Source organism: Bombella sp. ESL0385, assembly GCF_009725755.1.
Classification (GTDB): domain Bacteria; phylum Pseudomonadota; class Alphaproteobacteria; order Acetobacterales; family Acetobacteraceae; genus Bombella; species Bombella pollinis.
This window is the reverse complement of sequence record NZ_WNIJ01000001.1, coordinates 70,362-95,816: the sequence shown is the minus strand read 5'-3', so window position 1 is coordinate 95,816 and position 25,455 is coordinate 70,362. Positions and strand designations below refer to the sequence as shown.

The window sequence follows — 25,455 nt, the reverse complement described above, 5'->3', positions numbered from 1 at the left end:
TTAATTTTGCTCCAATCGGCTGACCGTTTGGCGTAATGGGTAAAGCTCTAGCTTGTGAATCACCGCTGCGGCGTTAGTGACCTGCACACTGAGTGTCTCAAGTGGGTTAGCGGGATAGATGAGGGCTGTGCCAACGGACATGCCCTCATTCGCAAAGACTTCTAGCGTGCTAGCATCCAACACAATCCGCAGCTTAAACCGCCGACTACCGGGCACGAGTGCAGAGGAGAACGTCCCGGTAAAGAAGGGATGGCTAAAGCCATGTAGATTACTTCTATCAAGCCATAATTGGCAGGAGAAGCCATCAAACCCAATGCTTAAACTCTCCCCTTGCCGGTTAGAGAACACCACAACAAAACGCCCTGCGCGCCCTTGCTCACCATCGGGCAGATTGCTGTTATGACGTTCCTCCAACGCTGCATCTAAAACCAACTCTATCGCCTCCCCAGCAGGGATGGCCACTTGCCGACTGCTCTGCGCCTCTAGCCGTGAGAGCGGGAAAGGGATCGCCGCCTTACGCAAGGCTTCCAACTTATACGGGTTTTGGGCGATACGCAGCCACCCAGCCGTATCCCGCCGTAACACCACTTTCCGCGGCAGGGTCATAATACCGCGCCAGCTTTTATTGGGCAGTTCCTCGCAATACTGCCAATTATCTAGCCAAGCGATATAGACAGTTTGCTTCCCCGGCATGTTCTCATAGGTCTGAAGCGCGTAACTATCTTTGCCGAAATCCGTAAGGTCCACAATCGTATCATCTGGGATGAAACGCTCGCCATCAAACTGCCCGACAAAATATTGTGTTATGCTCCCCCCTTGTGGCCCACCGGGGTTGATAGACACAAACAACACCCAGCGTTTCTCACCGGGGGCTTCACCCTCAACCTCGACCTCCGCCAGGGCCGGACATTCATAATCCACCCCGGTAATGCCGGAAGGACCAAAGTCGCTCAAATGCATCCAATGTTTTAGGTCAAAGGAACCATAAAAGGAGACCTTATGCTCGCGGGAGCGGACCACGACCATAACCCATTTTTCAGTCGGACCGTGCCAAAACACTTTCGGGTCGCGGAAGGAATTATGCCCAATATCCAGCACGGGATTGCCTTCATAATCCTTCAAGGTCTGCCCGCCATCAGGGCTCCATGCGAGATATTGCGTCTGTCTTTGTGGCGTTGCCCGCGTGTAAATTGCCACTAACCCACCAGCCATAGGCGGCAAAGCCGGTGCCATCGGGACAGGAACATCCTTCCCTGCCACAGGATCATCCCTTAGGGCGGCTAAATACTCAGACTTTTGATGCCCCTGCAGAGGCCCTACAGCGAGGCGATCAATCTCTCGTTGGTCTTGCTCTCCCTTACCCTCCAGAAGACGCGCGGCTTTTTGTGCGGCTGTCTCGACAGAGCCGGGCTGTGGTTTATCCTGCGTTCGTGCAGGAAAAAGGCCAGAGCGATTATCCCTATCTAAAATCGCACACCCGCTATAAGCCTCCCCGGCTTCTGTCTCATGAATCGCAATCGGGAGGTCCTGCCACGTATAGAGGTCCGTACTCACAGCATGACCCCAATGCACATGCCCAGCATAAGGCCCAAAGGGGTTATGCTGATAATAGAGATGGTAATATCGCCCATCAAAAATCAGCCCATTAGGGTCATTCATAAAACCCTTTGGAGGGGAGAAATGGATCTTAGGCCGATATTGTTGGTCCGCCACCGTCTCATGCACATGCTGAGGGACAGGTGCCGTTGCATTACCCGGCTCCGCATGGGCGTTATTAGGCTGAGCCGGTGCAGCGTTAGACCCGCCCCCCTCTGCTGCGCGCACTTTACCGCCCATAAAAGCCCCTGCTGCCAGAAATGATCCTAAAACCATACGTCGATTAACGGTCATTCTTTGACCTCTCCCTCGCTTTATTAGGGCATGACCCATCTTTAAGCTCGAAGGGAAAATGCCCTTTTAAGGCCCCTTCTTGCAAGTTGTTTACGCATCCCTGTGGATGAATCTTTAGACAGATGGTCTCCCCTTTTTGCTCTACACATTGGCAGCGCGGCTAATCTGCTCTACCGTCTTTCTCACCGCAATTCGCCTCGTTGCTTTGCAGGAGCCAGCCTTATGAGACGTCCCGACCCTTTTTTAATGAGCCTCATCGCCGCTGTCCTGTTAGCCTCCTTTCTCCCCTGCCCTCCCACATGGCAACCTTGGCTCTCCCGCTTAACATCACTGCTTGTTATTTTGATGTTCTTCTTCCAGGGAGCAAAGCTGCAACGCTCTGCTTTAGTTGAGAGTATCCGTAATTGGAGGTTACAAGGCAGCACGCTCCTCGTGAGCTTTGCGCTGTTCCCCCTCCTTGGTGTGGGGCTTTATGCGCTCTGCCATCTACTCTCCCCCACGGGATTTTTAGGCCCTGACCTCTGGATAGGGGTCCTCTTTTTATGCTGCTTACCTTCGACTGTACAATCCTCCATTGCCCTTACCTCTATTGCGCGCGGTAATGTCCCTGCCGCTATTTGTGCTGCGACTGTCTCCAATATCTTGGGGATTCTTTTCACACCGTTATTAACGAGCCTCCTCCTCCATCGCAGCCATGGCGGCTCTGGCGTGCAGACTGTCCTTAATGTCGCCCAAGAGCTTCTTCTGCCCTTTATTGCAGGGCAGATTCTACAACCATGGGTTGGTCCCATCGTGCGCCGCCATAAGATTCTTCTCTCTTTTTCAGATAGAGGCTCCATCATCGTGATGGTCTATGCGGCGTTTAGTGTTGCCGTGCTGCAAGGCTTGTGGCATCGCGTCCCGCTCCTCACCTTATTGGGGGTTGGGTTGGTCGATACACTCCTCCTCGCCCTTACCCTTACCCTCACCTTCCTCTTAGGCCACGGTATGAAGCAATCCATTGAGGATAATATCGCCCTGCAATTTTGCGGGTCTAAAAAATCGCTCGCCTCAGGGGTGCCGATGGCGAATGTTATTTTCCCTAGCGGGGCAGGTATTGTTGTCCTGCCTTTGATGATTTTTCATCAAATACAATTATTTATCTGTACTGTTCTCGCCCGCCATTACGCTAACCGCCCCCAATAGAGGTCACAGTGCCGCGCTCTTTTGCTAAATCCTCCCCCATTGCTGCTCTTTATATAGAACGTCTCCATGAGCATCTCAGCCTGACATCTATTGTACGGGAATACTTGCTCGAATTACTAAGCCGCCCCGCTGCCCCACCGACCTTGCAACATTGGATCACCACCATTTTGGAGCAAAATAAGGAGCAAGAACGGCAAATCAGCCATCGCCTCCGCCAACATGGGGAGAAACCACGCAACGAGTCCGATACATTATCGGGTCTGCTTGATACAGTGGTGACCTGCTTCCCCACAGGGGAACAGGCAACGCATCTATTAGGGGTCATGCTTGATATTGCAGGCTATCTCGCCCGCCTAAGAACATCCCTCGCCCTGCTCTTACTCTTAGCTGAGAAGCTCTCCTTGGCCGAGGATGCGGCCATCCTCACACAACTCCGCCATAACAGCCAGAACGCTTCCCGCAGTCTCAAAGAGGTTCTGCCTGCCCTTTTGGATGAACCATAAAGAAAAGGCACGCCCCAAAAGACGTGCCTTTCTCCGTATCATACGGCCTTAATCGTTAGGCCGTCACAGTCCCAGCGAGCAGGCCTGCGAGTGTACGGGCGAAGCCACTGGGGTCGGGGAGGGCCTCACCTTCCTGCACACGAGCGAGGTCCAGCAGAATACGGGCATGTTCTGCAACGCTCTCGCCCTTCTCCGCACGCTCTGCCAGAGCGCGAATGAGAGGATGACGGGGGTTAATCTCCAAGACCGGGGGCAGGGCGGGCATTTCCTGCCCAGAGCGACGCATAAGGCGTTGCATGGCTAAATCCGGCCCGCCTTCGCTGGCCAATACCACCGCACTCCCTGTCAGGCGTACAGTGCTGCGTACCTCCTTCACAGCCTCACCAAGAGCATCCTTCAGAGCGGGGGTTAGTTTTTCAACATTAGCTGCATCCCCTTGCTCCTCCGCCTCTAGAGCGAACTTCTCCAACTCACCATGAGCCTGCGCGACAGAGCGGAAGGTCTTGTCTTTGTAAGAATGAAGGCGGTCTGGCCAGAAGCTATCCACAGCATCAGAGAGCAACAGCACCTCCAACCCACGAGCACGGAAGCCCTCTAGCTGGGCGGAGGCCTTGAGAGCATTCAGATTATCCCCAACGAGATAATAGATGGTCTCCTGCTCTGGCTTCATCCGGCTGATATAATCATCCAGCGTTGTCAGTTCATCATCATGAGTGGAATGGAAGCGAGCAAACTCCGCAATCTCCTGCCGATGTTCGGAATCCTCCCATAGCCCTTCCTTAATCACGAGGCCAAAATTATTCCAAAAGCCAGTAAAGGCCTCACCACCTTCCTGCGCGCGTTTTTTAACCTCGCTGATAACACGTTTGGTCACCGCCTTGCGGATGCGTGCCAATACAGGGGTGGATTGCAGCATCTCACGCGAGACATTCAAGGGGAGGTCATCCGTATCAACCACACCTTGGACAAAGCGCAGCCAGTTCGGCACCAAATTGGCCTCATCCGTGATGAACATACGCCTTACATGCAGGTGAATCCGGCTCTCCCGGCTACTCTGCTCCATAAAATCGAACGGGCGCGCACCGGGGAGGAACAACAGAGAAGCAAACTCCACCGTGCCTTCGGCCTTCCAATGCAGGGTCGCATAAGGCTCATCAAAAGCGCGGGCTGTATGGCGGTAGAACTCAGTATAATCCTCAGACGTAATCTCGGATTTTGGACGCAACCAGAGGGCCTTGCCCTCATTGATGGTTTCTTCCTTCTCCTTACCATCCTCATCCGGCTCATGCAGCACGACTGGCCATGCGATATGGTCAGCCCATTTACGGATAATGCTGCGCAAACGCCACGGGTCTAAAAACTCCTCCGCATCATCTTTAATATGGAGGGTAATATCTGTCCCCGCATGCGCGCGCTCAGCAGGGCCAAGGCTGTAAGAGCCTTTACCTTCCGACACCCAGCGGGCAGCCACATCCTCCCCCGCCCGGCGGGAAATCACATCCACCTTATCAGCCACCATAAAGGCCGAATAGAATCCCACGCCAAACTGACCAATCAGATTAGGGCGGTCCTCCGGCTTGGCGTTGCTCAGCTTCTCTCCAAACGCTTTGGTGCCAGAGCGGGCAATCGTCCCCAGATTTTGGGTCAACTCCTCCGGGCTCATCCCCAATCCGTCATCAGAGAGCGTGATGGTTTTGGCCTTTTTATCCGCCTTGATATGGATAGACGGGGCCTCTGGCAGGGATAATGCAGGGCTCGTTAAAGCCTCAAAGCGGCGTTTATCCATCGCATCAGCCGCATTCGCCACAAGCTCACGCAGGAAGATTTCCCGGTCGGAATATAAAGAATGAACAACCAAATCAAGCAGCTGCCCGACCTCAGCACTAAAACTATGCTGCTTCATCTCCGCTGCATTTTTGCCATCACTCATGATGCGTTGCACTCCTCCAAAATGGCAGACTCCAAACAGGCTTCATCTTCGGCGGCCGCCTGCTCTACCGCAAAAAGATGGAGCAGATATGGGAGAGGCCTCCCCCGCTTTCAAGCATTCTTGGCAGCGTGAAAGGCCTCCAGCCTCATTATGGGGGCAGACCAACCGCCTTAGACGAGGCCGAGAGATGTCCCCTCATCCACCACAATGGCCGAGCCATGCATCGCCACAGCCCCGGGGCCAGCAAGGAACAGCACAACCGCCGCAATATCCTCAGGGGTGGAGAAAGTCCGCTTGCTGGGGTTGGCCTCTGCCACAGCCTGCAACGCCTCTGCCTTTGTGGGGTCGTTTATCAACGCATCATGCATGGAGGTCTTAACCCGGCCCGGCTCAACGGCATTAATGTTAATACCTAGCGGCCCAAGCTCTAAAGCAAGGCTACGCACAAGGGCGGTAGCCGCGGCCTTACTGGCAGCATAAGCGGCATAACCGGCAAAGCTGTAAAAGCCACAAATGGAGGAAATCGCCACAATCTTCCCCCCATGAACATGGCCTTTCTTACGCCGAATATAAGGGAGGGAGGCCTGCACAACATGCCACATGCCGCTGACATTAATGCTCATCATTTTATCAAAGGCTTCAGGTGTTTCATCCGTAATGGGTGTCTCAAAAAACACCCCGGCGGAATGAACCACGACATCCAACGTCCCTACCTTTGCGGCAATCTCTGCCAATAGGGCTTTTACCGCTGGGAAGTCCGTAATATTCACCCCATGAGCGCAGACGCGCACATCATGCCCAGCGGCTTTACCTGCGGCCTCAACAGCTTGTACGGCCTTTGTGTAGTCACGCTCCGGGCTGCTGCCTATCAGGATGAGATGGTCTCCCTCCTTCGCAAAGGCCTGTGCGATGGCAAGCCCAATGCCGGACGTACCCCCTGTGACTAATACATGTCTCGCATCTGCCATCTTCATACTCCCTTTCCGAACGTGACAACCATGATACAACCTTCCCTACCTTAGAACCAACTCCGAATCCCGAATGTAAAGCGCGCCTCGCTCGCTTTATCCCCACGGCGGCGGGCCATATGCCGCCCTTGGGTCAGGGGGGAATCATACGTCACGGCCACATAAGGGGCCATTTTGCGCCATAACTCATAGCGCAGACGCAACCCGGTATCGATATCCGCAAGGCCAGAGCCAATCCGCCGTTGTTTATCCGCTCGGCTATACAAATTTAACTCCACCTGCGGTTGAAGAATGAGACGATTGGTAAGAAGAATATCATAAGAGCCTTCAAACCGCCCAGCCACGCCTCGGTCACTAAAATACCCTGTCGCTTGGACCTCAAACTGATACAAGGCCAGCCCCTCTATCCCAACAGCTCCCCACGCACGTGTTGGGCCGCTATCAAGGTCTAACCTTACGCCACCTTGAAGGTTGAAATAGGTGGAAATCGCCCGGCTATAAAGAAGCTCTTGGTCGCCATCGCGCACCCGCCCTTTCGTCATAGTGCCCTCTGTTTTAAGCCAGAGGCGGTTATAATCACCACCATACCAAGCCTCACCATCCCACCGCAAAGATGACCGCCCACCCGCTTGATAGCGGCCTTCAAACTCATCCAACACACCATGAAACCACCGCCCTTGATCCATCCCCTGTAGATGATGGCCAATATCCACCACCGGCTCACCGGGCGCATCTACCGCTTTATGCACAAGGCGCGGCGTCTTTTTTACAGGCGCAAGCGGGGCGGCTTGCGTCTTATCCTGCTGAGGCCCCTGTTGAGGCGGTGCTTTTGGGTTCGGCTTCTTAGCGGGCATGGTCATATCCGCCATATCCATGCCAGACATATCCATATCCCCCATATCTTCAGCATGAAGCGGCGTGACAGCGAGGCCCACCACAAGAGCAGCCCCTATCATTGTGATGTGTTTCATGACACCACCACCTCACGGAACATCCCCGTCTGCATGTGATACATAAGATGGCAATGATACGCCCAAACCCCACGAATATCCGCCGTTACAAGCACACTCATGCGGGAGCCGGGTTGGGAAATAACCGTATGTTTGAGCGGGCGATGCTGGTCATCCGCCCCAGTCTCCAACTCGCTCCACAGACCATGAAGATGAAGCGGATGTTCCATCATCGTATCATTAATGATGGTAAAGCGAACACGCTCCCCATAAGCGAGGTGAATCGGCCCGGATTCGGAATATTTCCGCCCGTTAAAGCCCCATATATACCGCTCCATATTGCCTGTCAGATGTAAGATAATCTCGCGTGAGGGCGGGCGTTGGTCCGGCGGAGGACGCAGGGCGATGAGGTCGCTATAAGCAAGGACGCGGCGGCCCAGCCCTTCCAACCCATCACCGGGGCTTGTGACGCGCTCTATCGGGTGAGCTGCAACATTTTGATTCTCCACATTCACAGGGGGCGGGCCGGGGTCATCAATCTCATCAGCCGGGGCGCGGGCAATGGTGGGGGGCATCGCCATCTTCGCGGCCCCGTTTTTCATAGGCATGGCCATGCCCATATCCACCATACCCCGCACAGGCCTGGGGTCCATCGCAGGGAGCGAGCCTAAAAGCCCCGCATGCGGTGTTAATGTCCCACGCGCATAGCCAGTACGGTCCTCACTTTGGGCAAAGATTGTATAGGGCTTACCCTCTTGTGGGGTGAGTAACACCGCATATGTCTCACCCGGCCCAATGCGGAACTCATCAAGATTAACCGGAACAACCGGATTCCCATCGGCCTCCACCAGCTGCATGGTAAGGCCGGGGATGCGGACATCAAATAACGTCATCGCCGCAGCGTTAATCACCCGTAAGCAGATGCGCTCACCGGGGGTGAATAACCCACTCCACCCCTCCTGCGCGGGCTTGCCATTCATTAAATAACGATACAACACACCACTTACATCGGAGATGTCAGTCGCGCTCATCCGCATATGCGACCATTGCAAGCGGCTCTTTAACGCAGCCCCTAATCCCCCAGCAGCACGGCTCTCCTGCGGCAGGGAAGCTATACTCCGTTGGCGGAAATTATAATAATCATCCTGCATCTTCAGATTAGCAACAATCTGCGCGGCTGAAACATCAGACCAATCAGAGAGGAGAATTGTATAATCACGCTCCGCTTTAGGCAGGAGAGAGGCCCCCGCAGGCTCGATAATCAATGCCCCGTAAAGCCCTGCGGATTCCTGATGGCCCATATGGCTATGGTACCAATATGTCCCACTCTGCTGAACAGGAAAGCGATATGTATAACGCCCCCGCGGTGGAATCCCAGCAAAGCTTAGCCCCGGCACACCATCTTGCGCACTCGGCAGACGGACCCCATGCCAGTGCAGAGCAGTCGGCTCATCCATATGATTATAAACATGGATGATAACCTCCCGCCCTTCTTGCCAGCGCAAAAGCGGGCCGGGCATGTGCCCATTCACGCAATAACCCACACCATGCTGCCCTGCGATATGCATCGTCCGGCGCGTGATGTGAAGCTCAAACTCCAAAGGTGGTAGCAAAGGCGCAGCTGAAGCGGCTTGCCGCCCCTTTGCCCGCGCACCTAACGGCGTGACTAGGCCCGACCCAGCCGCACCCAACCCCGCCAAAAACTGACGGCGTGGCACATGATAAGATGACATTATATATTACCTAAAAAGACACATCATGAACGGCTAAGCCTTCCCAGCTTCGCCATAAAACGCAGTCAAACAGGTAATAAAGCCGGAGGACGCCACGGCGCGGCCAATAATGAACGCGCTTTGATACAATCCTGATAAACAAGCAGCCTTGTGCCACTAAAGGACATAGGATGAAGCCCCTGGCCAGCAGGCCATAAACCTGCATCACACACGCTATGATGACCCTGACAACAGGCAGGCATAGCCCCTGTCTCCCGCCCTTCATGAGCTAAGACAGGCCCCGCCCTCATCACCGCTGCGCGCTCCATCCTCATCATAGGCGGCTCCATCCCATCGGCCATTGCAGAGGGCATGATAAAAGCTGGCAGCTGCATCAGCAGACACAACACCACCCCCATTATCACCCGCCAAAATGACCACATAGGCATGAGACGCCTTTTCTCCTTTTACAGACGACACCAGATTAGAAAGGTTCTTCCTTTTTGGAAAGACATTCCCTTAATCGCACTCTAAAAAAGGACCATCCCTCATGACGACTCCTCTAACCATCCCCGTTGCTGGCATGACATGCGAAGGCTGCGTGCGTGCGCTCACCCGCGTGTTAGAGGCCTCCCCCGCCATCAAACAAGCAACTGTCACGCTAGAGCCGCCACAAGCGCGTATTCTCTTTCAGGCTGCCCCACTCCCACAGGCAGAGATTAATGCCCTCATCCGGCAAGCTGGTTTTGAGCCCGCCTAACACAACATGCAATAACGTGGCGTATAATTCAGCACTGGCCCTTCTTCTATAAACAAGGCACAATAGGCCACGATGCCGCATCATGCCCGCCATGCCCCGTCTGCCCCCTCTCCTTCCCCCGTGAAGGACCGCTCGCCCTGCGCAAAAGCGCAGCATCAACGGCGGCACGCTCGGTTTGTCCATGGCAATATTATGCGCCATGTCATCACCATGGCCGGGACGGGGGCTATTGGGCTGATGGCCGTCTTTTTTGTCGATCTGCTCAATTTCTTCTATATTTCACATCTGCATGACCCTACCCTCACCGCCGCTATTGCCTTTGCGACCTCACTTGGTTTTGTCCAAGTCGCTGTCTCGCTCGGTATGTCCATCGGCCTTGGGGCCAATACGGGGCGGCTCATTGGGGCATGCCGCCATTTCCGTGCGCGGCGTCACGCCTCGGCCTTTCTCGTCCTCATGCTGGTTGTTACGACCGCCCTAGGGGTCACAACGGCGTTACTCGCTCACCCCCTCCTCGTCCTCCTTGGGGCCCGTGGGGAGGCCCTAAAACACGCCTCCCACTTCATGTATATCACCTCCCCTGCTTTACCCCTCGTCTGCTTAGGGATGGCTCTATCCTCCCTTCTCCGCGCTGTTGGGGATGCAGGGCGGGCAATGCGCGTTACCCTCACAGGGGCCGCTTGTACGGTGATTATCGACCCCATCTTAATCTTCGGCTTCCATTTAGGCTTAGAAGGGGCAGCTATTAGCACCGTCCTCTCCCGTTGTGTGATTTCACTAAGCGGGTTCCTTAATCTCCGCGGGCATGACATGCTCGAACGCCCCCGCCTAAAAATTATCCCCCATGCTAGCCGCGATATTGGCAGCATCGCCCTGCCCGCTATCGGCACGAATATGGCAACACCCATCGGCAATCTCATCGTCACCCATGCGATGTCCCGCTTTGGGTTGGAGGCTGTCTCTGGCCAAGCGGTGGTGGACCGCATGGTCCCTGTCGCCTTTGCCTTTGTCTTTGCCCTTACAGGCTCAGTTGGCCCCATCATGGCGCAAAATCTGGGAGCATGCCTGCCTCAGCGCGTCCAAGAGACCTTCCTTGCCGCCCTCAAACTCACCGCCCTCTGCGTAGGGTTGGATTGGCTCTTCTTCGCGCTGGGGGAGCCGCTTATTCTCCATCTCTTCCACGTCCAAGGTGATGCAGTCGGGCTTGTAAAGCTTTTCTGCCATTGGGCCGTGGCGAGCTATATGTTTGTCGGGCTGCTTTTTGTCTCTAACACCGCCTTTAATAATCTAGGCCACCCGCTTTATTCGACCATGTTTAATTGGGCGCGTGCCACAATTGGGACCATTCCCTTTGTCGCGATAGGCGTCCATTACGGCCCGCGGGGGGTCATGGTCGGCCAAGCCCTTGGCGTAACACTCATCGGCTCTTGCGCGCTCATCACGGCATTAACAGTGATTCGCCGTCTCCCCCAACGCCCCCAACGACCAACACGCAAGAGCCATACAAAACGCAAAGCCCATTAGGCCGCTGCTTGCGCAAAAACATCCCGGTAGAACGCCAATTCTCGCTCCAAAGACTCCGCTATAACCTCTGCCGAGCGAAAGCCATGCCCCTCCCCTTGGTAAATATGCAGCGATGAGGCAGAAAGCTGGCTCTGCAACGCCTCTGCTTGAGAGAGCGGTACGACGCGGTCCGCATCCCCATGGAGGAACAACACCGGCGCGGTGATAGCCTCCGGCCATGAAAGGGGCGAACGCGCCCGATAAACCGCCTCGCCCTCTGGCCAAGGGGCAATTAATCCATCTAAATAACAGGCCTCAAAACGGTGCGTCTCTGCCACTAAGCCGCGCAAATCCGTCACGCCATAAAGCGATGTCCCTGCTACAAAAAGAGATGAATGCGCAAGGGCGGAAAGGACCGTTAGCCCCCCTGCACTACTCCCCCGAATGACACAGCGTTGCGGGTCCACCCAGCCTTTATCCACCACCCCTTGCACCGCGCGACAACAATCTTGCACATCCAGCACGCCCCAGCGGCCATCTAAAGCCGCACGATAAGCGCGCCCAAATCCTGTAGAGCCACGATAATTTACATCCAGCACGGCAAAGCCACGGCATGTCCACCATTGCACCTTAAAGGAGAGGTCCGTCCGTGCTTGCCCTGTTGGCCCGCCATGGACAATCACCACCAGCGGGGGCTTACCCTGTACCGCCTCACAATGTGGCCCTTGGGCAGGGCGGTAAAATTGTGCATAAAGCGGCCCCGGCCCTTCCTCTACAGGGAAGCTCACCGTCTCTGGCACGGCAATATCAGCCGGGGTTACACCATCAGGCAACGCCCAGGCCTGCCGCACACATATACGCCCCTCTATCTCACTCTCTAAAGAGCCCATCATCACACAAGGCGGGGCATCTGGAGGGCTATTTAGCCACGCAAAATCTCTCCCCCCCTCCACAGGCACGGGCACATCATCGGGGACAGCCCCTATCAGCACATCCTTCCAGCCTGTTTGCGGGTGATAAAGCAACGTCACAGGCACACCATGACGCACCCCACGCGCTAATAATTGCCCCTCCGGCAACGCAGCGCAACATGATTGCCCAAACACCCATGCTGGCAAGCCTATCTCTGCCGGGGCGGGGGGTAAGGGCTGAGGCTGCCATGTCACCTCCTCCCCTGCGGCGTCAGCTTTGGCCTCAAAGGCAATGGGCGTCCAATGCCGGTTATAATCCGCGGCTGCATGCTCTGGCACCCCATCAGAAAGCGCATAAAGCCGCTCCCCCGCCCAAAACGGGCCCATCACGCTACAGGCCTGCCCCGCCCCACCGGCGAGGCACATTGTCCCTTGCGCGCCAGTGAGGTCCTGCACATACAGCCCGGTTTCCGTCCACGGCATATGAGGGTTCTGCCACGCAATAAAGGCTAAAAACCGCCCATCTGGCGATAAACGCGGGGCCATGTAAAAATCCGCCCCGCTTTGCAGGGAACACACCACCCCAGAGGGCATAACCTCCACAAGTTCAGCATGAATCACCCCATCAGGATGTTCCGCCTCCCGCACACAGACCAACCGCTCCCCTTGGAAGGCTAGGTCCGCATAAGAATAAGCAATGCCTCCCTCACCATAAGCCGCACCACATACGGGCTGCGCCTCTCCCCCTTGCACGCTGCGCCATAACCCGCCTCGCTTCTTATCGCTAAACACCACATGAATCGCCGTCCCATCATACATAGCGGCCCACGCGCCCCCGCCATAAACATGCATCTCCGTCCCCGGCTGGGCGTCTGGTGGGGTGAGGTCATGCAGGCTGCCATCTGGCGCACGCCCGACAATCACGCTACGCCCTTGCTCATCAGGCCGGCTCTCTTGCCATAAGACCCAGCCTTCTACAGCACGAATCTCGGCAAAATTGCGGGTTTTACGCGTCATCAATGCTGGGGTTACCCATGGATGCACCACACGAGATGAGCCTGAAGAACACCGCGCTGTCATAATATCTCTCCTGCATAAAACGCTCTTGCCTTGCTGTGAGCTCCCCCCTTATCGTGCTACCACAAAGCAAATGCACATCCCTCTTACAGGAAGCCCTTGCCCTGATACAGCATCTCTCCTCCTTTCTAGAACATCTGCCCCCCCTTTATGCGTATCTAGCACTCGGTGGCATTATTTTACTGGAAAGCACGGGCGTCCCCCTCCCGGCGGAGAGCTTGCTCATCTTTGCGTCCCTTTATGCTTCCCATACCCATCACCTCACGCCGGAAAACCTCATCATCGCGGCCATTAGCGGGGCTGTTATCGGCGATAATATCGGCTATCTGATTGGCTATCAGCTCGGTTATCGCTTGATGGAAAAGCACGGCCATAAAGTCGGCCTGCATTATGACCGCATCGTTTTAGGCCGGTATCTCTTTCGTCGTTATGGGGGGATTGGTGTGTTGGTCGGGCGGTTTGTGGCCTTCCTGCGTATTCTCATCGCCCTTTTAGCAGGGGCCTCGCGCATGCCGTGGCATAGCTTTACCTTCTATAACGCCTTGGGGGGCACCCTTTGGGGGTTGTGCTATGTCCTCATCCCCTATGAGCTTGGTAGCCAGATTGATAGCTTCACCGGCCCGGTCGGACTTGGCTTTGCCGCCTTTATGCTGAGCCTACTTGTCGGCTCCTTCTTCCTTCTCCGCCATCATGAAAAGACCCTCATCCGCAGGGCTCTTATTGATGAAAAACGCCTCAAGGCCAAAAAATCACGCAAACGCCCTTCTTTACGGAAGGATTCCTCTAAATGACAGTACAATCCCTATTTTCCCTCTTTAAGAGCAGCCTGAACCATTATTGCAATCACCCGTTTAATATCCGCAAACGAACAACACGTGCTGAATATTGGCCCTGCTTTATTATGGAGTTTACGCTCCTTTGTTCATTATTTTCTTTATTGATATTTCTATTTTATCTTTACAGCAGCAGCAATAACGGATTATATCTTATATTAGGGATTATACTTTACTTTATTTTGCTAATAAGCGGGGCTGTCATCACCATCCCCACCATCACCGCCCTCATCCGCCGCCTGCATGATACAGGCCGCTCCGGCTGGTGGCTGTGCATCAGCTTTACCATCATCGGCTATATCCCGTTAATCATCTTCCTCTGCCAAAAAAGCCAACCAACCGCTAATCGCTACGGCCCCGTCCCAAAGCAGCGGAAGTAAAGCACCTTACCGATTATAATGTTACGAAATAACTTATGTCACATACAGACCAACCAGAAGATGTCTCCAATAACCTACCCGAAGTAGCAGAATATTGGATACAAAAGCTTCTCGATAACGCTGATAAAGCCCCAGAAGATATTCATCTCTCTGATTTCGTGAAGGTATTGGAAAAATTACAGCCCCTTCAATCACCGGGAACCACCCCCTTTTTCCGTGGCCAAGCCAATACAGAATGGCTGCCACTCCCCGGTATTTTTAGAACTTACGAACTCGAAGAAAATGAGGATAACATCATCCATGAAGTCTTAGCCAACCAAGCGGATGAGTTTCGCTTTGATAAAACAACCTTTGAAAAACTCGTCCGTATGCAGCATTTCGGCATACCCACCCGATTGCTTGATATTACAAAAAATCCGCTTGTTGCCCTTTACTTTGCTGTAAACTCTGAACCTGATAAAGACTGTACTATTTTTGTATATTGTGAAGACTATATTGATCCTGTTCCTCAATATATTGATAATGAAATTATCTTCGAAAAAGCCATTAGCCTTGCCAATAGAATCTCTAACAAAGAATTGTTTTCGCATGAAATATTTCATAGAAACGTGAACAAACGCTTTAATAGATCAATTCACCTCCTCAGTAAAAAAAACATTATCAAGCAATAGAACGACCATACATTCAAATATATCATTAATAAATATACATGAAAAAACCTTCATGTTTATCTGTTTTGAGGATTATTGGATGGAAATTCATGAAAAACAATCTTATATTAAGGACGATTTCCCAGGGAATATGAAAAGTCTCTCAAACAAATATAATAAAAAATACCCTTTCCCATCCTTGTTACAACATATTAGACACGATAAACCTTTTTTTGAACCGCATATAGATTTAGCAATTCTTGATGAACCTATTATTGTCATCCCACCCAATACCAATAAACGGCTCATTGCCCAACAAGGGGCCTTTATTTTATTTGGTCTTAAAGCCCCAAAGAAAGACATTCCTCTTTATAAAACCATCCCATTAGGTATGAAACTTATAAAAATCATCATTCCCGCTAACGCAAAGGAAAATCTTCGTAGAGAGCTCGATTTTATCGGGATTAACGATATGACCTTATTCCCCGAACTCGAAAATACGGCAAGCTATATTAAAAAGAAGTACGCCCCCCCTAAAACACGGCGGCCCCGTGCCGATAAATAGCCGTTGCATCACATTAACACGCCCTTTATGTTTCTGGGCCATTAAAGGGGAGAATCCCTCTCCCTTGCTCATTTTCGAGGATAATGATGACTAATATGGTCAAGAAAAGATCGTTCTTTTTACAAAGCCTGCATAATGTCTTTAACAACTATGCTAAATTTACAGGCCGTGCAACACGTGGGGACTTCTGGTTTCTATGCCTCTTTACGTTCCTTCTTAAATTGTTTTGCGCTTCTATTATGATAATAATTGCACTTCATTTTTATGAAATATCTAAAATCTTATCCATCACACAGTCGATAGATGCTAGATTAGGAGCTGATTGTATTATTACACTATCCCTCTATGCGTACTTTGTCTTTCTCTTCTATATTCTCCTCTTCTCCCTTACGCTTCCTATCGTTACTACAAGCGTAAGGCGGCTGCATGATGTAGGCCGGTCTGGTTGGTGGTTGCTACTAACCCTTACGGTTGTTGGGACTATTCCGCTCTTTATTTTCTTCTGCTTAAAAAGCCAACCCCACGATAATGACTACGGCCCGGCCCCGTTAGCCTAACAGCACAATAGGGGGAGGCTTCCCTTCCCCCTATTAAGGCCGCACCACAATCATAATTACAATCACAATCATCAAAATGGTGGGGACTTCATTAGCGATGCGGTAAAACCGCTCGCGATGGTGGTTGTGCCCTTCGGCAAAGCCACGCCGCCATACCGCACAAGCCCCATGGAAAGCGAACATCCCAAAGAGGCAGACTATCTTCACCCACCACCATAAAGCCGACCAATCCACCACACCGGGGAGGGAGGCCATCAAAGCCCCGGTAAAAAACGTCACCACCATCGCAGGGGCCATAATCTGACGTTGCAGACGCCGTTCCATCAGGCAAAAGCGCGCATATTCTTCAGAGTTCGGGGCCATTTGCGTGTGATAGACAAATAAACGCGGCAAATAAAACAGCCCTGCCATCCATGAGACAAACGCCATAATATGCAGTGCGACAAACCAGCTAAGATGTGTCAGTAAAAATAGCTGCATTACCACCCCTCCCCAACGTTATTGTTGTAGTTCTGGAGCCAAAGCTGGCTCTAAAAGGGGAAGCACCTCATCCAAATGCTCTACCCGCACAAACCCCTCCACTGGCCAAAAGGGCGGCAGCGGATGGCTGGCAGGGCGCAGTAAAATGCACGACATCCCCGCCCGGCGTGCGGCCTCAGCCCCAGTATCGCTGTCCTCAATCACCACGGTTTGCTCTGGCCTGACACCTTCCTCAGCCGCGCCATGGAGATAGACAGCCGGGTCCGGCTTGGGGGCCCCCATATCCGCTGCTGAATGAATCCGCTCCGGTGCGAGCAGGCGGTCCATCCCTGTATGGCCAAACTTAGCCTCCATCTCCATCACAGAGGAGTTAGAGCCAACACGCACAGGGATATGGCGTTTCTTTAACGCTTCTAAAAGCGTAATAGCCCCCGCTATGGGCTCAACCCCCTGCTTCATCAAGGCCACCAAATTCGCATGCATTGTGGCATGTGTATCAGGGGGGAGGGGATGGCCAAGCTCTGCCTCCATCTCCGCAATAACCTGCGGCAAGGCCTTCCCTGCAAAGCGCGCTATGCCCTCCTCATCCGAAATATCCAGCCCGACCGAGCGCGCAAAACGCGCCGTGCCACGGCAAGCAGGGGCTTCACTATCAATCAGCACGCCATCACAATCAAAAATGACAAGCTTAATGCCCGCTCTTAAGGCGTCCTTCATGTTTTAGACGCTCCTTATTGTCTCAACTAATGTAGCAACATGCTCTGGCGGTGTGGTTTTTATCACCCCATGGCCCAGATTAAACACATGTGGCCGCCCTTTTAGACTATCACGAATACGGCGCGCTTCTTCCTGCAACGCCTCACCACCATTTAGCAAAATCATAGGGTCGAGATTACCTTGTAAGGTCACGCTTGGGGGGACCATCTCCGCCACTTTGGCCATATCGGCCACCGTGTCTAACGCTAAGGTGTTAATGCCCGTTTTCTCGGCATATTCCGCAACCATAACACCCCCAAGGCGAGGGAAACCAATCAACGGAACATCAGGGTAACGTGCGCGAATATGGGCAACAATCTGCTTTGTTGGCTCAATCACATAACGGCGGAAAGCCTCTGGTGGGAGAATCCCCGCCCATGAATCAAACAACATGACCGCTTCCGCCCCGGCCTCAATCTGCCCACAGAGCATCTCCGCCGTGCTGCGGGTCAGCAACGCCATAAGCTTATCAAACAAAGCCGGGTTCTGCTGCATCATCGCCCGAATATGGGCAAAATCACGAGAGCTACCACCCTCCACCATATAACACGCCACCGTAAAGGGGCTGCCCGCAAAACCGAGCAAGGTTGTCTCTGCTGGCAACTCCACCCGCAAGCGGCGCAACGCCTCCCGCACAGGGGCTACAGCCTCCATCACGCGGCCTTCATCCAGCCGAGCGAGGTCAGCTTCATCACGGATGGGCGTCATGACGGGGCCGCGCCCTTCCTCAAAGCGAAGGTCCTGCCCCATCGCCCAAGGGAGGATAAGAATATCGGAGAATAAAATCGCCCCATCCATCCCATAACGGCGGATGGGTTGTATGGTCAGCTCGACAGCAATCTCCGGCGTCATACAGCGTGTGAGAAAATCCGCCTGCTCTCGCATCGCGCGGAACTCCGGCAAATATCGCCCCGCTTGGCGCATCAGCCATACAGGCGGGGGCCATACAGCCTCCCCCTTTAACGCGCGCAAAAGCGGTTTGTGGCGTATTGTCTGCGTCGCTAGGCTTCCGCTTTGCTGCTGCGTCATGCTGCTTATCCTGCTCTCATATCCTAATATGTTGCTTATCCTTGCCTTGGAGAGGCGGCAAGCGTCAACTCTGGAATAACCGGACTTTCCTTAAAGCAACGCTTATAAGGCTATGATATTATAGCCTCACATCCCCCAACCAAAGGTGCCTTCATGCTCATCCTTGCCAGTGGTTCCGCCATACGCCGCCAACTCCTCCAAGAGGCGGGCGTGCCTATAACCACACATCCCGTTGCGGTGGATGAGGACGCCCTACGTCAACACGCCGAACAGGAAGGGCTTTCCCTCCGCGAGACAGCCCTCATCCTCGCCCGTGCCAAAGCCCGCGCGGCAAGCTCTGCCTTCCCTCATCGCTACATCCTCGCAGCAGACCAGCTTTTAGACCTAGAGGGCACAGCCTTTGCCAAAGCCCGCACAATGGAGGAAGCCCGCTCCCATCTCCTCACCCTTCGGGGCAAAACCCACGCCCTCCATACCGCTTTAACCCTATGGAAGGACGGCCAAGAATCGTGGGCGCATAGCGAAAGCCCCCGCTTAACTATGCGGTCTTTCTCCCCCGCCTTTTTGGACGCCTACCTCCATAAAGAAGGCACCGCCTTATTAGCCTGTGTTGGCTGTTATCGGATTGAAGGAATGGGGATTCAGCTCTTTCATCTCATTGAGGGAGGGCATGATGCCATTGCAGGCTTACCATTACTGCCCCTTCTCCATGCCCTGCGGGAGCGGAAGATTCTTCCCTCCTAACAATAATATTTTACGGAAAAAATAACTTTCCCTCTTGCCTTTTCTCCAATGAGGGGGGTATATCCCTCCCCACAGGCGCATTATGTGCGTTCTGATATAAATGTGGGGCCATAGCTCAGTTGGGAGAGCGCTTGAATGGCATTCAAGAGGTCGTCGGTTCGATCCCGATTGGCTCCACCATTTTCCTCTTAAAATAAGACACTTCTCCGAAGCCTTACCGTGCTGCCATCCTATTGATGATCGGTTCGCCTTATGCAGACGTTTCTTTTTGCTAAGAAAATGTTATTATATAACATTACCTACGGTCTCGGCTTGGATGTCCTGTATGTTTGTTCTGCGTCTTTTAGCGCATATACCGCGTTTTTTACGCCTAATCCTTAGCCTCCTTGCCATCCCCGCCTATGCCCAACAGCCCTCAAACGCCGCCCCCGCCCTGCGGCTAAGCTGTGTGGAAGCTGTATGGTGTGATATTGCCCAGCAAGTTGGCGGCTCTACGGTGCAAACTTACGCACTCATCCATAGTGAAGGGCTAGACCCGCACCATCTACAGCCCTCCCCCCTTATGGCCCAGCAGCTCGCGCAAAGTGATGCTATCTTGCTCAATGGGGCTACGTATGATGATTGGGCCAAGCCATTACATGCGGCCTCATCCAAGCTTTTTATCGCCGCCGATTATGCTGACTGGCATATAGGTGATGACCCACATCTCTTTTTCGACCTCCCCACGGTCCACAAAACAGCGCAGCGCATTGCGGAATGGCTCAGCACAAACAGGCCCCAAGCGCGCGCAGACATCAGCCAAAATCTTGCTCGTTTTGAGCGTGATGTGGCTCGCCTCTCCACTCAGCTAGAGCGACTTCGCCATGTCGTCCCTAACGCCCCCTTCGCCATGACCGAACCGGCAGGGGAACGCCTCCTTTACGCTGCGGGGCTGCATATGATTGATGAAGGCTGGGCTAGAGCCTTGATGAACGAATCCGGCCTCTCCCCGCGCGATACAGCCCAGCTTGAAACCGCAATTCAACACAAAGAGATTCGCTTCCTTGTACGCAACCCCGCCCTTGAGGCCCCCCAAGCCCACGCGGTGGAAGCCCTCACCCAACAAGCGCACATCCCCATCATCACGATCGGCGAGAGCCTCCCCGCTGGGCTGCATTGGCAGGACTGGCTAGGCCACATCCTCACCATTATAGAAACCACCCTCACCCAACAGGCCACACCATGAAGGAGGCTCATCTCTCTGCTCAGGATGTCAGCCTGCGTGTGGGCTCCCAGTCTATTCTCAACCACGCTACATTCGACCTCCCCTTAACGGGCCTAACCATCCTCCGGGGCCATAATGGGGCGGGGAAAACATGCGTCCTCCGCGCCTTATTGGGCATACTCCCCCACCAAAGCGGCACGCTCCTCCTCCTTGGCCACCCACCAGACGTTGCACGGCATCAATGTGGTTATATGCCCCAAAAAGCGGACCAAACGGCCCCGATGCTCCCCGTCATCAGCCATGTGAAGGCCTGCCTTAACGGCGCGCATTGGGGCTTTCCCTTCTCTAGCAAAACCACCCGCCATCACGCCGAGACCCTCCTAAGAGATGTTAATGCGCTCCCCCTCGCCCATCGCCCGCTAGGCTGCCTCTCTGGCGGGGAGAGGCAACGCATCGCCCTCGCCCAAGCCCTCGCTAATAACCCTAAACTCCTCATCCTTGATGAGCCTTTCGCCGCTTTGGACACACAAAACCATAAGGCGTTGCTCCAGCTTTTTGGGCAATTATACCAACAGCGAGGGGTCAATATCCTCATCACCGCTCATGGCCCTTTAGAGACAGCCTCTCTCCCCCTGCCTGTGCGTGAGGTGACGTTAGCAAGAGGGCACATCCATGGTTGAGCCATCCTTTCTCGCCTTCCCCTTTATGCAACATGCTTTTATTGGCTGTTTTCTCGTCTCGCTCCTCGCAGGGAGCTTAGGGTGGTGCCTCCTCCTCCGGCGGCAAGCTTTTGCAGCCCATGCCCTACCCCATATCGGCTTTAGCGGGGCCGCAGCGGCTGTGTGGCTCCATATCTCCCCTTTATGGGGAATGATTGCCACCAGCATGTTAGGCGGGGCCTTTATGGGCCATGAGGGACGCAGCAAACATCATCCCGCCCAGCGCGATATGATGACAGGGCTTATCCTCGCAGCAAGCCTCGGTATAGGGGTGCTATGCTTGCATGAGGCTAACGGGGCTTCCTCCCAAGCGACCACACTCCTCTTTGGGGATGTTTTAGGCTTGGACCTCCCAAGCTTGGGCATCCTTGCTCTCCTCACCCTTCTCTGCCTTGGAGGGCTGGCACTCCTCTGGCGGCCCTTGCTCTTTATCAGCATGGCCCCCAGCCTAGCGCAGGCACAAGGCCTCTCCGCCTCTCGGCTTGGGCAGCTTTTCCTCCTCCTCGCCGCCTTAGCCTCTGCCGCCTGTGCTGAAATTGCCGGGGCGTTGCTCTGTTTTAGCCTCATGATCGGCCCAGCAGCGGCGTCCTTAAAACTAGGGCTTTCCCCCTTTAAGGGGATTCTCTGCTCTATCCTCGGGGCCTTACTCCTCTCTTGGGGAGGGCTGATCCTCTCTTGGTATAGCGATATTCCCCTCCCTTTTTGGATAAGCTTGGGCGGGGTTGGGCTTTATGCTCTAGCCAGCTTTCTCAAACGCTCGTTTTAGAAATCTTGCAGACCCATCAATTTCCAATGGAAGACGATAAGGAGCATAACGATAACGACATGGAATAAAATCAAGCATTTGCCATCTATGACAAACACCTCATTATTGCCCTTAGGCCACACAGTACGGACGAACCTGCCCAAACGTGTTAGATTAACGGGCCCTGCTGTGGCTTTCATCGCTCTTTATCCTTAATCCTAGCTCGTACTCTGACCTTAACAGATTCATCCTACTTTATAAATCATCTCTAAAAGCAAAAGGTGATTCATCTCCCTTCCGGCCCATAAAAATGCTAACATTTACGCAATTTATGCAACTTCTTCTTGAGGCTTGTTCCGTTCCCGGCTATGCGCCCTTATCGTAAGGTAGCGATTTACCCGTGGGCAATATCCATACGGGGGTCGTTGTATGTTCATTGAGCCAATGAGGTTTACGTGCCGCAGCCTGCCATGCCAGACCCCCAAGAGCATTTTCTGGATGGGCCAGAGCTTCCCTCTGGGGTTACGCGCTTCTGGTTGGTCCGCCATGCGATTGTTGAAGCCAACGCACGCAAGACCATGTATGGCTCGCTTGATGTCCCCCTTTGTACGCACCACCTTACCAGCCAAAAGGCTGCCTACCATGCCTTAGCACGCCGCCTACCACATCAGGCCCTATGGTTTTCCTCCCCTCTAAAGCGGGCTCAGCAAACAGGCCATACCATCCAAAAAGCCGGGAAATTATCGATCCCCCTTACCATTGACCCCGCCTTTGCCGAACAATCTATCGGACAATGGAACGGGACCCCTCATAAAGACTTCCCTGCCTTGCTCAGCAAGCCCACCGGTCCCTTTTGGTCTATCGCCGCTGATGAATGCCCCCCAGAGGGCGAAACCATGCTTGATGTCCGCCACCGTGTTGGCCATGCGCTTAATAAACTCGCCCAACAATATGCGGGGCGAGACATGATTATCCTCAGCCATGGGGGGGCTATTCGTATGGCCTTATCGCATTGCCTTGCCATCCCTGCTGAGACAGCTTTGCGCTTTTGCATCCAAAATCTTTCTCTCACCATCATCGAGCATATTGCCGGACAATGGCGCGTTGTTACGATCAATGAACTACCAGATTTCGGGACCAACGCAGCATGAAGGGTCTATTTAGCGATGATCTCTTTCGTGTTGTTCTTAAAAACGCAGGTAAACTCGGCTCTACCAAATTAATTGGGGCCATCATCGGACTACTCGCCCTTGTCAGCACCGGGCGTACCTTGCACCCGCATGATTTTGGTGTCCTCACCCTTATCGCCTCTTATATCGAAACTATCGCCGCAATGGGGCAATTCCAAAGCTGGCAAATTGTGTTGCATTATTCAGCCATCCCTTGGAAGAAAGGGGAACGGACCATGGTGCAAAACAGCATTAACCTCGCTATTGGGCTTGATATATGCGCCGGGTTACTCTCCATGGTCCTAGGAGCGTTAGCCTTCCTCTTTTTTGGGAAGATGTTAGATGTTCATGACCAACACACAGCCCTTGTTCTGCTTTATTGTACCTTAATCCCCGGCCTTGGCAGCACTGCCCCTTATGGTATCCTCCGCTTATTCGACCGTATCGACCTTGTCTCCCGTCAGCAGCTCATCACCCCTGCGGTTCGCGCGTTAGGTTGTCTCTTAGCGTGGTTAAGTGGCACAAAATTAACAGGCTTTGTCATTGCTTGGTATTGCGCCACATTAGCGGGGCAGCTTTACCTATGGGGGACAGCTCTCCTTGAGCTAAAACGCCATGATTTGCTCGCTACTTTAAGACCCAGCATCATTAAAGCCTCCCGCCAAATGCCCAAAGGGCTATGGGGCTTTGTCTGGACAGCCAGCATCACCACACTTTTAGAAACCGTATGGGAGCCTATCAGCAAATTGCTTGTCGGACGCATTGTCAGCACCTCCGCAGCGGGGCTTTATTCCCTCGCAATGGAGTTTTTAGACGCTGTCCAACGCCCAGCCAAACTCCTTGAGAAAAGCTATTACCCTGAAGTCGTGCTGATGGACCCACGCACCCCCGCCCCGTGGAAGCTTGCCCTGCGTACAAGTGCCCTCTCCGCCGTTTTTGGCCTTGTCGCTATGCTCATTGTTTATCTTGGCGGCAAACCTGTTATCAGCATCTTCGGCCATCGTTTTGGCGATGCTGCAACCTTGATGATGTGGATGTCCCCCTCCCTTGTCTTTTTTACCGCAGGGCTGCCGATGGAAGGCGTCCTCTATACCGCGGGCCGCTCTCATTACATCATGCTCGCCCAGCTTTGCTCTGTAATATGCTACGTCCCCTTACTCATTTATCTAGGCAATCATTACGGGCTTAATGGGGCAGGGCTGGCCTATGCGCTGGGAATGTTCCTCGCTACACTCATTACATTCGCCATTATGGGGGTTACCTATCTCCGCCGGCATAAAATCATCCTCCCCCATGAGCGCGAAATCCGGCAGGCCTCCACTGCATCACCCCCGCCTCACGCATAACCAACCCCCTAAGGAATTATTTGTGCCCTTCTTCCCCTTCTCCCGTAAGGCAAGCCCACGCCATTACCCCGCTTTTCCACAAAATATGTTCGATACCGTCTTTGAGCATATCCTCTTAGATGATGTCCCCCACCCTACAACGCCACTCCCAAAGGATGTCCTTCCCCTTTGTACAGCACAAGAAGTAACCGAGGGTTATAACCTCTGCTGGCAATTGCTTGAGGATGGGGTGGACCGTAAAGCCTTCCGCCGTTTAATCCTCAAAATCGCTTTCTCCGGCCAAGCTGATGAGGAAGAACGCCTCTCTTTCAAATATGAGCGTGCTAAGTTTAAGCATATGCGGTTTGCATGTGCTAATTTTACACGCAAGCACCGCTATCCCTTATTGCTCCACATCGTCACCATCATTATGGGCAATATGCAGGACGCTTTTAAAAACCACCAACGCCGCTCGACCTTAATCCTTGGTCTTATCCTCTGGATTGCGTTATCACCAGCCTATTATTGGCTCATCGCAGCCCCACTTACCTCATGGCGGGAGGATAGTGCTACTGGCATCCAAGCGTATCAAAAACGAGAAAATACCCGCCTCGCTAAGATGGTTGCAAAATTAGAGGCCACAACGGGCCATGAGTTCCATGTCGTCCGCAAAATCATCAGCCGCCGTGTCGCCTTTAATGATACGCTACGCACCATTCGCCCCTCGCATGAGCTAGACCAACTCTCCGAGTATTTAGCGACAATCAACGGCATGATGGGCGACCTGCATGACCATCTCATCGAGAAAAAACTAGACGGTACGCAAAATTATAAGCGCGACCGCTTCCAATCTCCACAAGAGATTCCCCAGCGCATCCGCGCTTTTCTCAGCCGTTCCCCCCAATAAGAG

27 protein-coding genes and 1 tRNA gene are annotated in these 25,455 nt (G+C 53.5%); 17 read left to right on the top strand and 11 right to left on the bottom strand.

What is annotated here, in order from left to right; all coding sequences use genetic code 11:
- On the bottom strand, positions 1-1,890 hold the full coding sequence (locus GM557_RS00515; RefSeq protein ID WP_196424555.1) for a glycoside hydrolase family 32 protein: 1,890 nt from the start codon (positions 1,888-1,890) through the stop codon (positions 1-3).
- A 222-nt stretch (positions 1,891-2,112) separates the two neighbouring features.
- Between GM557_RS00515 and GM557_RS00510 the strand changes: the two genes are divergently transcribed.
- Positions 2,113-3,075: a bile acid:sodium symporter family protein gene (locus GM557_RS00510; protein ID WP_155572532.1), complete on the top strand. Its 963-nt coding sequence runs from the start codon at positions 2,113-2,115 to the stop codon at positions 3,073-3,075.
- A gap of 8 nt (positions 3,076-3,083) precedes the next feature.
- Entirely contained in the window at positions 3,084-3,578 is a 495-nt protein-coding gene (locus GM557_RS00505) for a DUF892 family protein (RefSeq protein ID WP_155572531.1), read from the top strand.
- Between the two features lie 55 nt (positions 3,579-3,633).
- On the opposite strand, the gene htpG is transcribed toward GM557_RS00505, so the two are convergent.
- The 5 genes from htpG to GM557_RS00480 form a co-directional block, all read right to left on the bottom strand.
- Complete coding sequence (htpG, locus tag GM557_RS00500) at positions 3,634-5,508, bottom strand: molecular chaperone HtpG (RefSeq protein ID WP_155572530.1); 1,875 nt, start codon at positions 5,506-5,508, stop codon at positions 3,634-3,636.
- 170 nt (positions 5,509-5,678) lie between these two features.
- Positions 5,679-6,476 (bottom strand): SDR family NAD(P)-dependent oxidoreductase, encoded by a 798-nt coding sequence (locus tag GM557_RS00495; RefSeq protein WP_180794207.1) that lies wholly within the window; start codon positions 6,474-6,476, stop codon positions 5,679-5,681.
- Positions 6,477-6,526: 50 nt separating this feature from the next.
- Positions 6,527-7,447, bottom strand: coding sequence for a copper resistance protein B (locus GM557_RS00490; protein WP_155572529.1), 921 nt, complete (start codon positions 7,445-7,447; stop codon positions 6,527-6,529).
- Complete coding sequence (locus tag GM557_RS00485) at positions 7,444-9,159, bottom strand: copper resistance system multicopper oxidase (RefSeq protein WP_155572528.1); 1,716 nt, start codon at positions 9,157-9,159, stop codon at positions 7,444-7,446. The genes GM557_RS00490 and GM557_RS00485 overlap by 4 nt, the downstream gene beginning before the upstream one ends.
- A gap of 65 nt (positions 9,160-9,224) precedes the next feature.
- Positions 9,225-9,587: a hypothetical protein gene (locus GM557_RS00480; RefSeq protein ID WP_155572527.1), complete on the bottom strand. Its 363-nt coding sequence runs from the start codon at positions 9,585-9,587 to the stop codon at positions 9,225-9,227.
- A gap of 101 nt (positions 9,588-9,688) precedes the next feature.
- Between GM557_RS00480 and GM557_RS00475 the strand changes: the two genes are divergently transcribed.
- Together GM557_RS00475 and GM557_RS00470 are read left to right on the top strand one after the other, a co-directional pair.
- Positions 9,689-9,898, top strand: coding sequence for a heavy-metal-associated domain-containing protein (locus GM557_RS00475; RefSeq protein WP_099026593.1), 210 nt, complete (start codon positions 9,689-9,691; stop codon positions 9,896-9,898).
- A 72-nt stretch (positions 9,899-9,970) separates the two neighbouring features.
- Positions 9,971-11,422, top strand: a complete 1,452-nt coding sequence (locus GM557_RS00470; protein WP_230873355.1) for an MATE family efflux transporter — start codon at positions 9,971-9,973, stop codon at positions 11,420-11,422.
- Here the strand turns inward: GM557_RS00470 and GM557_RS00465 are convergent.
- Complete coding sequence (locus tag GM557_RS00465) at positions 11,419-13,392, bottom strand: prolyl oligopeptidase family serine peptidase (protein WP_155572526.1); 1,974 nt, start codon at positions 13,390-13,392, stop codon at positions 11,419-11,421. The two genes, GM557_RS00470 and GM557_RS00465, sit on opposite strands and share 4 nt — an antisense overlap.
- 35 nt (positions 13,393-13,427) lie before the next feature.
- Here GM557_RS00465 and GM557_RS00460 point away from each other — a divergent pair, with 35 nt between their 5' ends.
- The 5 genes from GM557_RS00460 (at position 13,428) to GM557_RS00440 (ending at position 16,374) form a co-directional block, all read left to right on the top strand.
- Entirely contained in the window at positions 13,428-14,180 is a 753-nt protein-coding gene (locus tag GM557_RS00460) for a DedA family protein (protein ID WP_370513397.1), read from the top strand.
- Positions 14,177-14,602, top strand: a complete 426-nt coding sequence (locus tag GM557_RS00455) for a DUF805 domain-containing protein (RefSeq protein WP_155572525.1) — start codon at positions 14,177-14,179, stop codon at positions 14,600-14,602. Before GM557_RS00460 ends, GM557_RS00455 begins: the two co-directional genes overlap by 4 nt.
- A gap of 35 nt (positions 14,603-14,637) precedes the next feature.
- Positions 14,638-15,273, top strand: coding sequence for an FRG domain-containing protein (locus tag GM557_RS00450; protein ID WP_155572524.1), 636 nt, complete (start codon positions 14,638-14,640; stop codon positions 15,271-15,273).
- Between the two features lie 79 nt (positions 15,274-15,352).
- The gene (locus tag GM557_RS00445; protein WP_155572523.1) at positions 15,353-15,817 is read left to right on the top strand and encodes a hypothetical protein; all 465 of its coding nucleotides are present in this window, start codon (positions 15,353-15,355) and stop codon (positions 15,815-15,817) included.
- An 83-nt stretch (positions 15,818-15,900) separates the two neighbouring features.
- A complete protein-coding gene (locus tag GM557_RS00440; RefSeq protein WP_196424554.1) occupies positions 15,901-16,374 on the top strand; it encodes a DUF805 domain-containing protein in 474 nt (157 codons plus the stop codon).
- Between the two features lie 33 nt (positions 16,375-16,407).
- Here the strand turns inward: GM557_RS00440 and hemJ are convergent, their stop codons facing one another.
- The 3 genes from hemJ to hemE are packed head-to-tail and all read right to left on the bottom strand — an operon-like array spanning position 16,408 to position 18,639.
- Positions 16,408-16,854, bottom strand: coding sequence for a protoporphyrinogen oxidase HemJ (gene hemJ / locus GM557_RS00435; RefSeq protein WP_155572522.1), 447 nt, complete (start codon positions 16,852-16,854; stop codon positions 16,408-16,410).
- An 18-nt stretch (positions 16,855-16,872) separates the two neighbouring features.
- On the bottom strand, positions 16,873-17,571 hold the full coding sequence (locus tag GM557_RS00430) for an HAD family phosphatase (protein ID WP_155572521.1): 699 nt from the start codon (positions 17,569-17,571) through the stop codon (positions 16,873-16,875).
- Between the two features lie 3 nt (positions 17,572-17,574).
- Complete coding sequence (hemE, locus tag GM557_RS00425) at positions 17,575-18,639, bottom strand: uroporphyrinogen decarboxylase (RefSeq protein ID WP_155572520.1); 1,065 nt, start codon at positions 18,637-18,639, stop codon at positions 17,575-17,577.
- Between the two features lie 153 nt (positions 18,640-18,792).
- Here hemE and GM557_RS00420 point away from each other — a divergent pair, with 153 nt between their 5' ends.
- The 5 genes from GM557_RS00420 (at position 18,793) to GM557_RS00400 (ending at position 22,072) form a co-directional block, all read left to right on the top strand.
- On the top strand, positions 18,793-19,383 hold the full coding sequence (locus GM557_RS00420) for a nucleoside triphosphate pyrophosphatase (protein WP_155572519.1): 591 nt from the start codon (positions 18,793-18,795) through the stop codon (positions 19,381-19,383).
- Positions 19,384-19,487: 104 nt separating this feature from the next.
- Positions 19,488-19,563: transfer RNA gene (locus GM557_RS00415), tRNA-Ala, on the top strand.
- 145 nt (positions 19,564-19,708) lie between these two features.
- Positions 19,709-20,608 (top strand): metal ABC transporter solute-binding protein, Zn/Mn family, encoded by a 900-nt coding sequence (locus tag GM557_RS00410; protein WP_196424553.1) that lies wholly within the window; start codon positions 19,709-19,711, stop codon positions 20,606-20,608.
- Positions 20,605-21,267, top strand: a complete 663-nt coding sequence (locus GM557_RS00405) for a metal ABC transporter ATP-binding protein (RefSeq protein ID WP_155572517.1) — start codon at positions 20,605-20,607, stop codon at positions 21,265-21,267. The genes GM557_RS00410 and GM557_RS00405 overlap by 4 nt, the downstream gene beginning before the upstream one ends.
- Complete coding sequence (locus GM557_RS00400; protein WP_155572516.1) at positions 21,260-22,072, top strand: metal ABC transporter permease; 813 nt, start codon at positions 21,260-21,262, stop codon at positions 22,070-22,072. Before GM557_RS00405 ends, GM557_RS00400 begins: the two co-directional genes overlap by 8 nt.
- Here GM557_RS00400 and GM557_RS00395 read toward each other — a convergent pair.
- A complete protein-coding gene (locus tag GM557_RS00395) occupies positions 22,069-22,251 on the bottom strand; it encodes a hypothetical protein (protein ID WP_155572515.1) in 183 nt (60 codons plus the stop codon). The genes GM557_RS00400 and GM557_RS00395 overlap by 4 nt on opposite strands.
- Before the next feature lie 270 nt (positions 22,252-22,521).
- Between GM557_RS00395 and GM557_RS00390 the strand changes: the two genes are divergently transcribed.
- The 3 genes from GM557_RS00390 to GM557_RS00380 are packed head-to-tail and all read left to right on the top strand — an operon-like array spanning position 22,522 to position 25,452.
- Entirely contained in the window at positions 22,522-23,202 is a 681-nt protein-coding gene (locus GM557_RS00390) for a histidine phosphatase family protein (protein ID WP_155573408.1), read from the top strand.
- On the top strand, positions 23,199-24,566 hold the full coding sequence (locus GM557_RS00385) for a lipopolysaccharide biosynthesis protein (RefSeq protein WP_155572514.1): 1,368 nt from the start codon (positions 23,199-23,201) through the stop codon (positions 24,564-24,566). Before GM557_RS00390 ends, GM557_RS00385 begins: the two co-directional genes overlap by 4 nt.
- 22 nt (positions 24,567-24,588) lie before the next feature.
- Complete coding sequence (locus tag GM557_RS00380) at positions 24,589-25,452, top strand: hypothetical protein (protein ID WP_155572513.1); 864 nt, start codon at positions 24,589-24,591, stop codon at positions 25,450-25,452.
- Positions 25,453-25,455: the final 3 nt, after the last annotated feature.

What these genes read in the sequence shown, in the direction of transcription:
- GM557_RS00490 (WP_155572529.1), bottom strand. Translation starts at nt 7,447, where the DNA reads ATGAAACACATCACAATGATAGGGGCTGCTCTTGTGGTGGGCCTCGCT.
- hemJ (WP_155572522.1), bottom strand. Translation starts at nt 16,854, where the DNA reads ATGCAGCTATTTTTACTGACACATCTTAGCTGGTTTGTCGCACTGCAT.
- GM557_RS00480 (WP_155572527.1), bottom strand. Translation starts at nt 9,587, where the DNA reads ATGCCTATGTGGTCATTTTGGCGGGTGATAATGGGGGTGGTGTTGTGT.
- GM557_RS00420 (WP_155572519.1), top strand. Translation starts at nt 18,793, where the DNA reads ATGCTCATCCTTGCCAGTGGTTCCGCCATACGCCGCCAACTCCTCCAA.
- GM557_RS00470 (WP_230873355.1), top strand. Translation starts at nt 9,971, where the DNA reads ATGCCGCATCATGCCCGCCATGCCCCGTCTGCCCCCTCTCCTTCCCCC.
- GM557_RS00390 (WP_155573408.1), top strand. Translation starts at nt 22,522, where the DNA reads ATGCCAGACCCCCAAGAGCATTTTCTGGATGGGCCAGAGCTTCCCTCT.
- GM557_RS00465 (WP_155572526.1), bottom strand. Translation starts at nt 13,392, where the DNA reads ATGACAGCGCGGTGTTCTTCAGGCTCATCTCGTGTGGTGCATCCATGG.
- GM557_RS00485 (WP_155572528.1), bottom strand. Translation starts at nt 9,159, where the DNA reads ATGTCATCTTATCATGTGCCACGCCGTCAGTTTTTGGCGGGGTTGGGT.
- GM557_RS00445 (WP_155572523.1), top strand. Translation starts at nt 15,353, where the DNA reads ATGGAAATTCATGAAAAACAATCTTATATTAAGGACGATTTCCCAGGG.
- GM557_RS00400 (WP_155572516.1), top strand. Translation starts at nt 21,260, where the DNA reads ATGGTTGAGCCATCCTTTCTCGCCTTCCCCTTTATGCAACATGCTTTT.
- GM557_RS00455 (WP_155572525.1), top strand. Translation starts at nt 14,177, where the DNA reads ATGACAGTACAATCCCTATTTTCCCTCTTTAAGAGCAGCCTGAACCAT.
- GM557_RS00440 (WP_196424554.1), top strand. Translation starts at nt 15,901, where the DNA reads ATGATGACTAATATGGTCAAGAAAAGATCGTTCTTTTTACAAAGCCTG.
- GM557_RS00475 (WP_099026593.1), top strand. Translation starts at nt 9,689, where the DNA reads ATGACGACTCCTCTAACCATCCCCGTTGCTGGCATGACATGCGAAGGC.
- htpG (WP_155572530.1), bottom strand. Translation starts at nt 5,508, where the DNA reads ATGAGTGATGGCAAAAATGCAGCGGAGATGAAGCAGCATAGTTTTAGT.
- GM557_RS00385 (WP_155572514.1), top strand. Translation starts at nt 23,199, where the DNA reads ATGAAGGGTCTATTTAGCGATGATCTCTTTCGTGTTGTTCTTAAAAAC.
- GM557_RS00450 (WP_155572524.1), top strand. Translation starts at nt 14,638, where the DNA reads ATGTCACATACAGACCAACCAGAAGATGTCTCCAATAACCTACCCGAA.
- GM557_RS00405 (WP_155572517.1), top strand. Translation starts at nt 20,605, where the DNA reads ATGAAGGAGGCTCATCTCTCTGCTCAGGATGTCAGCCTGCGTGTGGGC.
- GM557_RS00410 (WP_196424553.1), top strand. Translation starts at nt 19,709, where the DNA reads ATGTTTGTTCTGCGTCTTTTAGCGCATATACCGCGTTTTTTACGCCTA.
- GM557_RS00395 (WP_155572515.1), bottom strand. Translation starts at nt 22,251, where the DNA reads ATGAAAGCCACAGCAGGGCCCGTTAATCTAACACGTTTGGGCAGGTTC.
- GM557_RS00430 (WP_155572521.1), bottom strand. Translation starts at nt 17,571, where the DNA reads ATGAAGGACGCCTTAAGAGCGGGCATTAAGCTTGTCATTTTTGATTGT.
- GM557_RS00515 (WP_196424555.1), bottom strand. Translation starts at nt 1,890, where the DNA reads ATGACCGTTAATCGACGTATGGTTTTAGGATCATTTCTGGCAGCAGGG.
- hemE (WP_155572520.1), bottom strand. Translation starts at nt 18,639, where the DNA reads ATGACGCAGCAGCAAAGCGGAAGCCTAGCGACGCAGACAATACGCCAC.
- GM557_RS00510 (WP_155572532.1), top strand. Translation starts at nt 2,113, where the DNA reads ATGAGACGTCCCGACCCTTTTTTAATGAGCCTCATCGCCGCTGTCCTG.
- GM557_RS00495 (WP_180794207.1), bottom strand. Translation starts at nt 6,476, where the DNA reads ATGGCAGATGCGAGACATGTATTAGTCACAGGGGGTACGTCCGGCATT.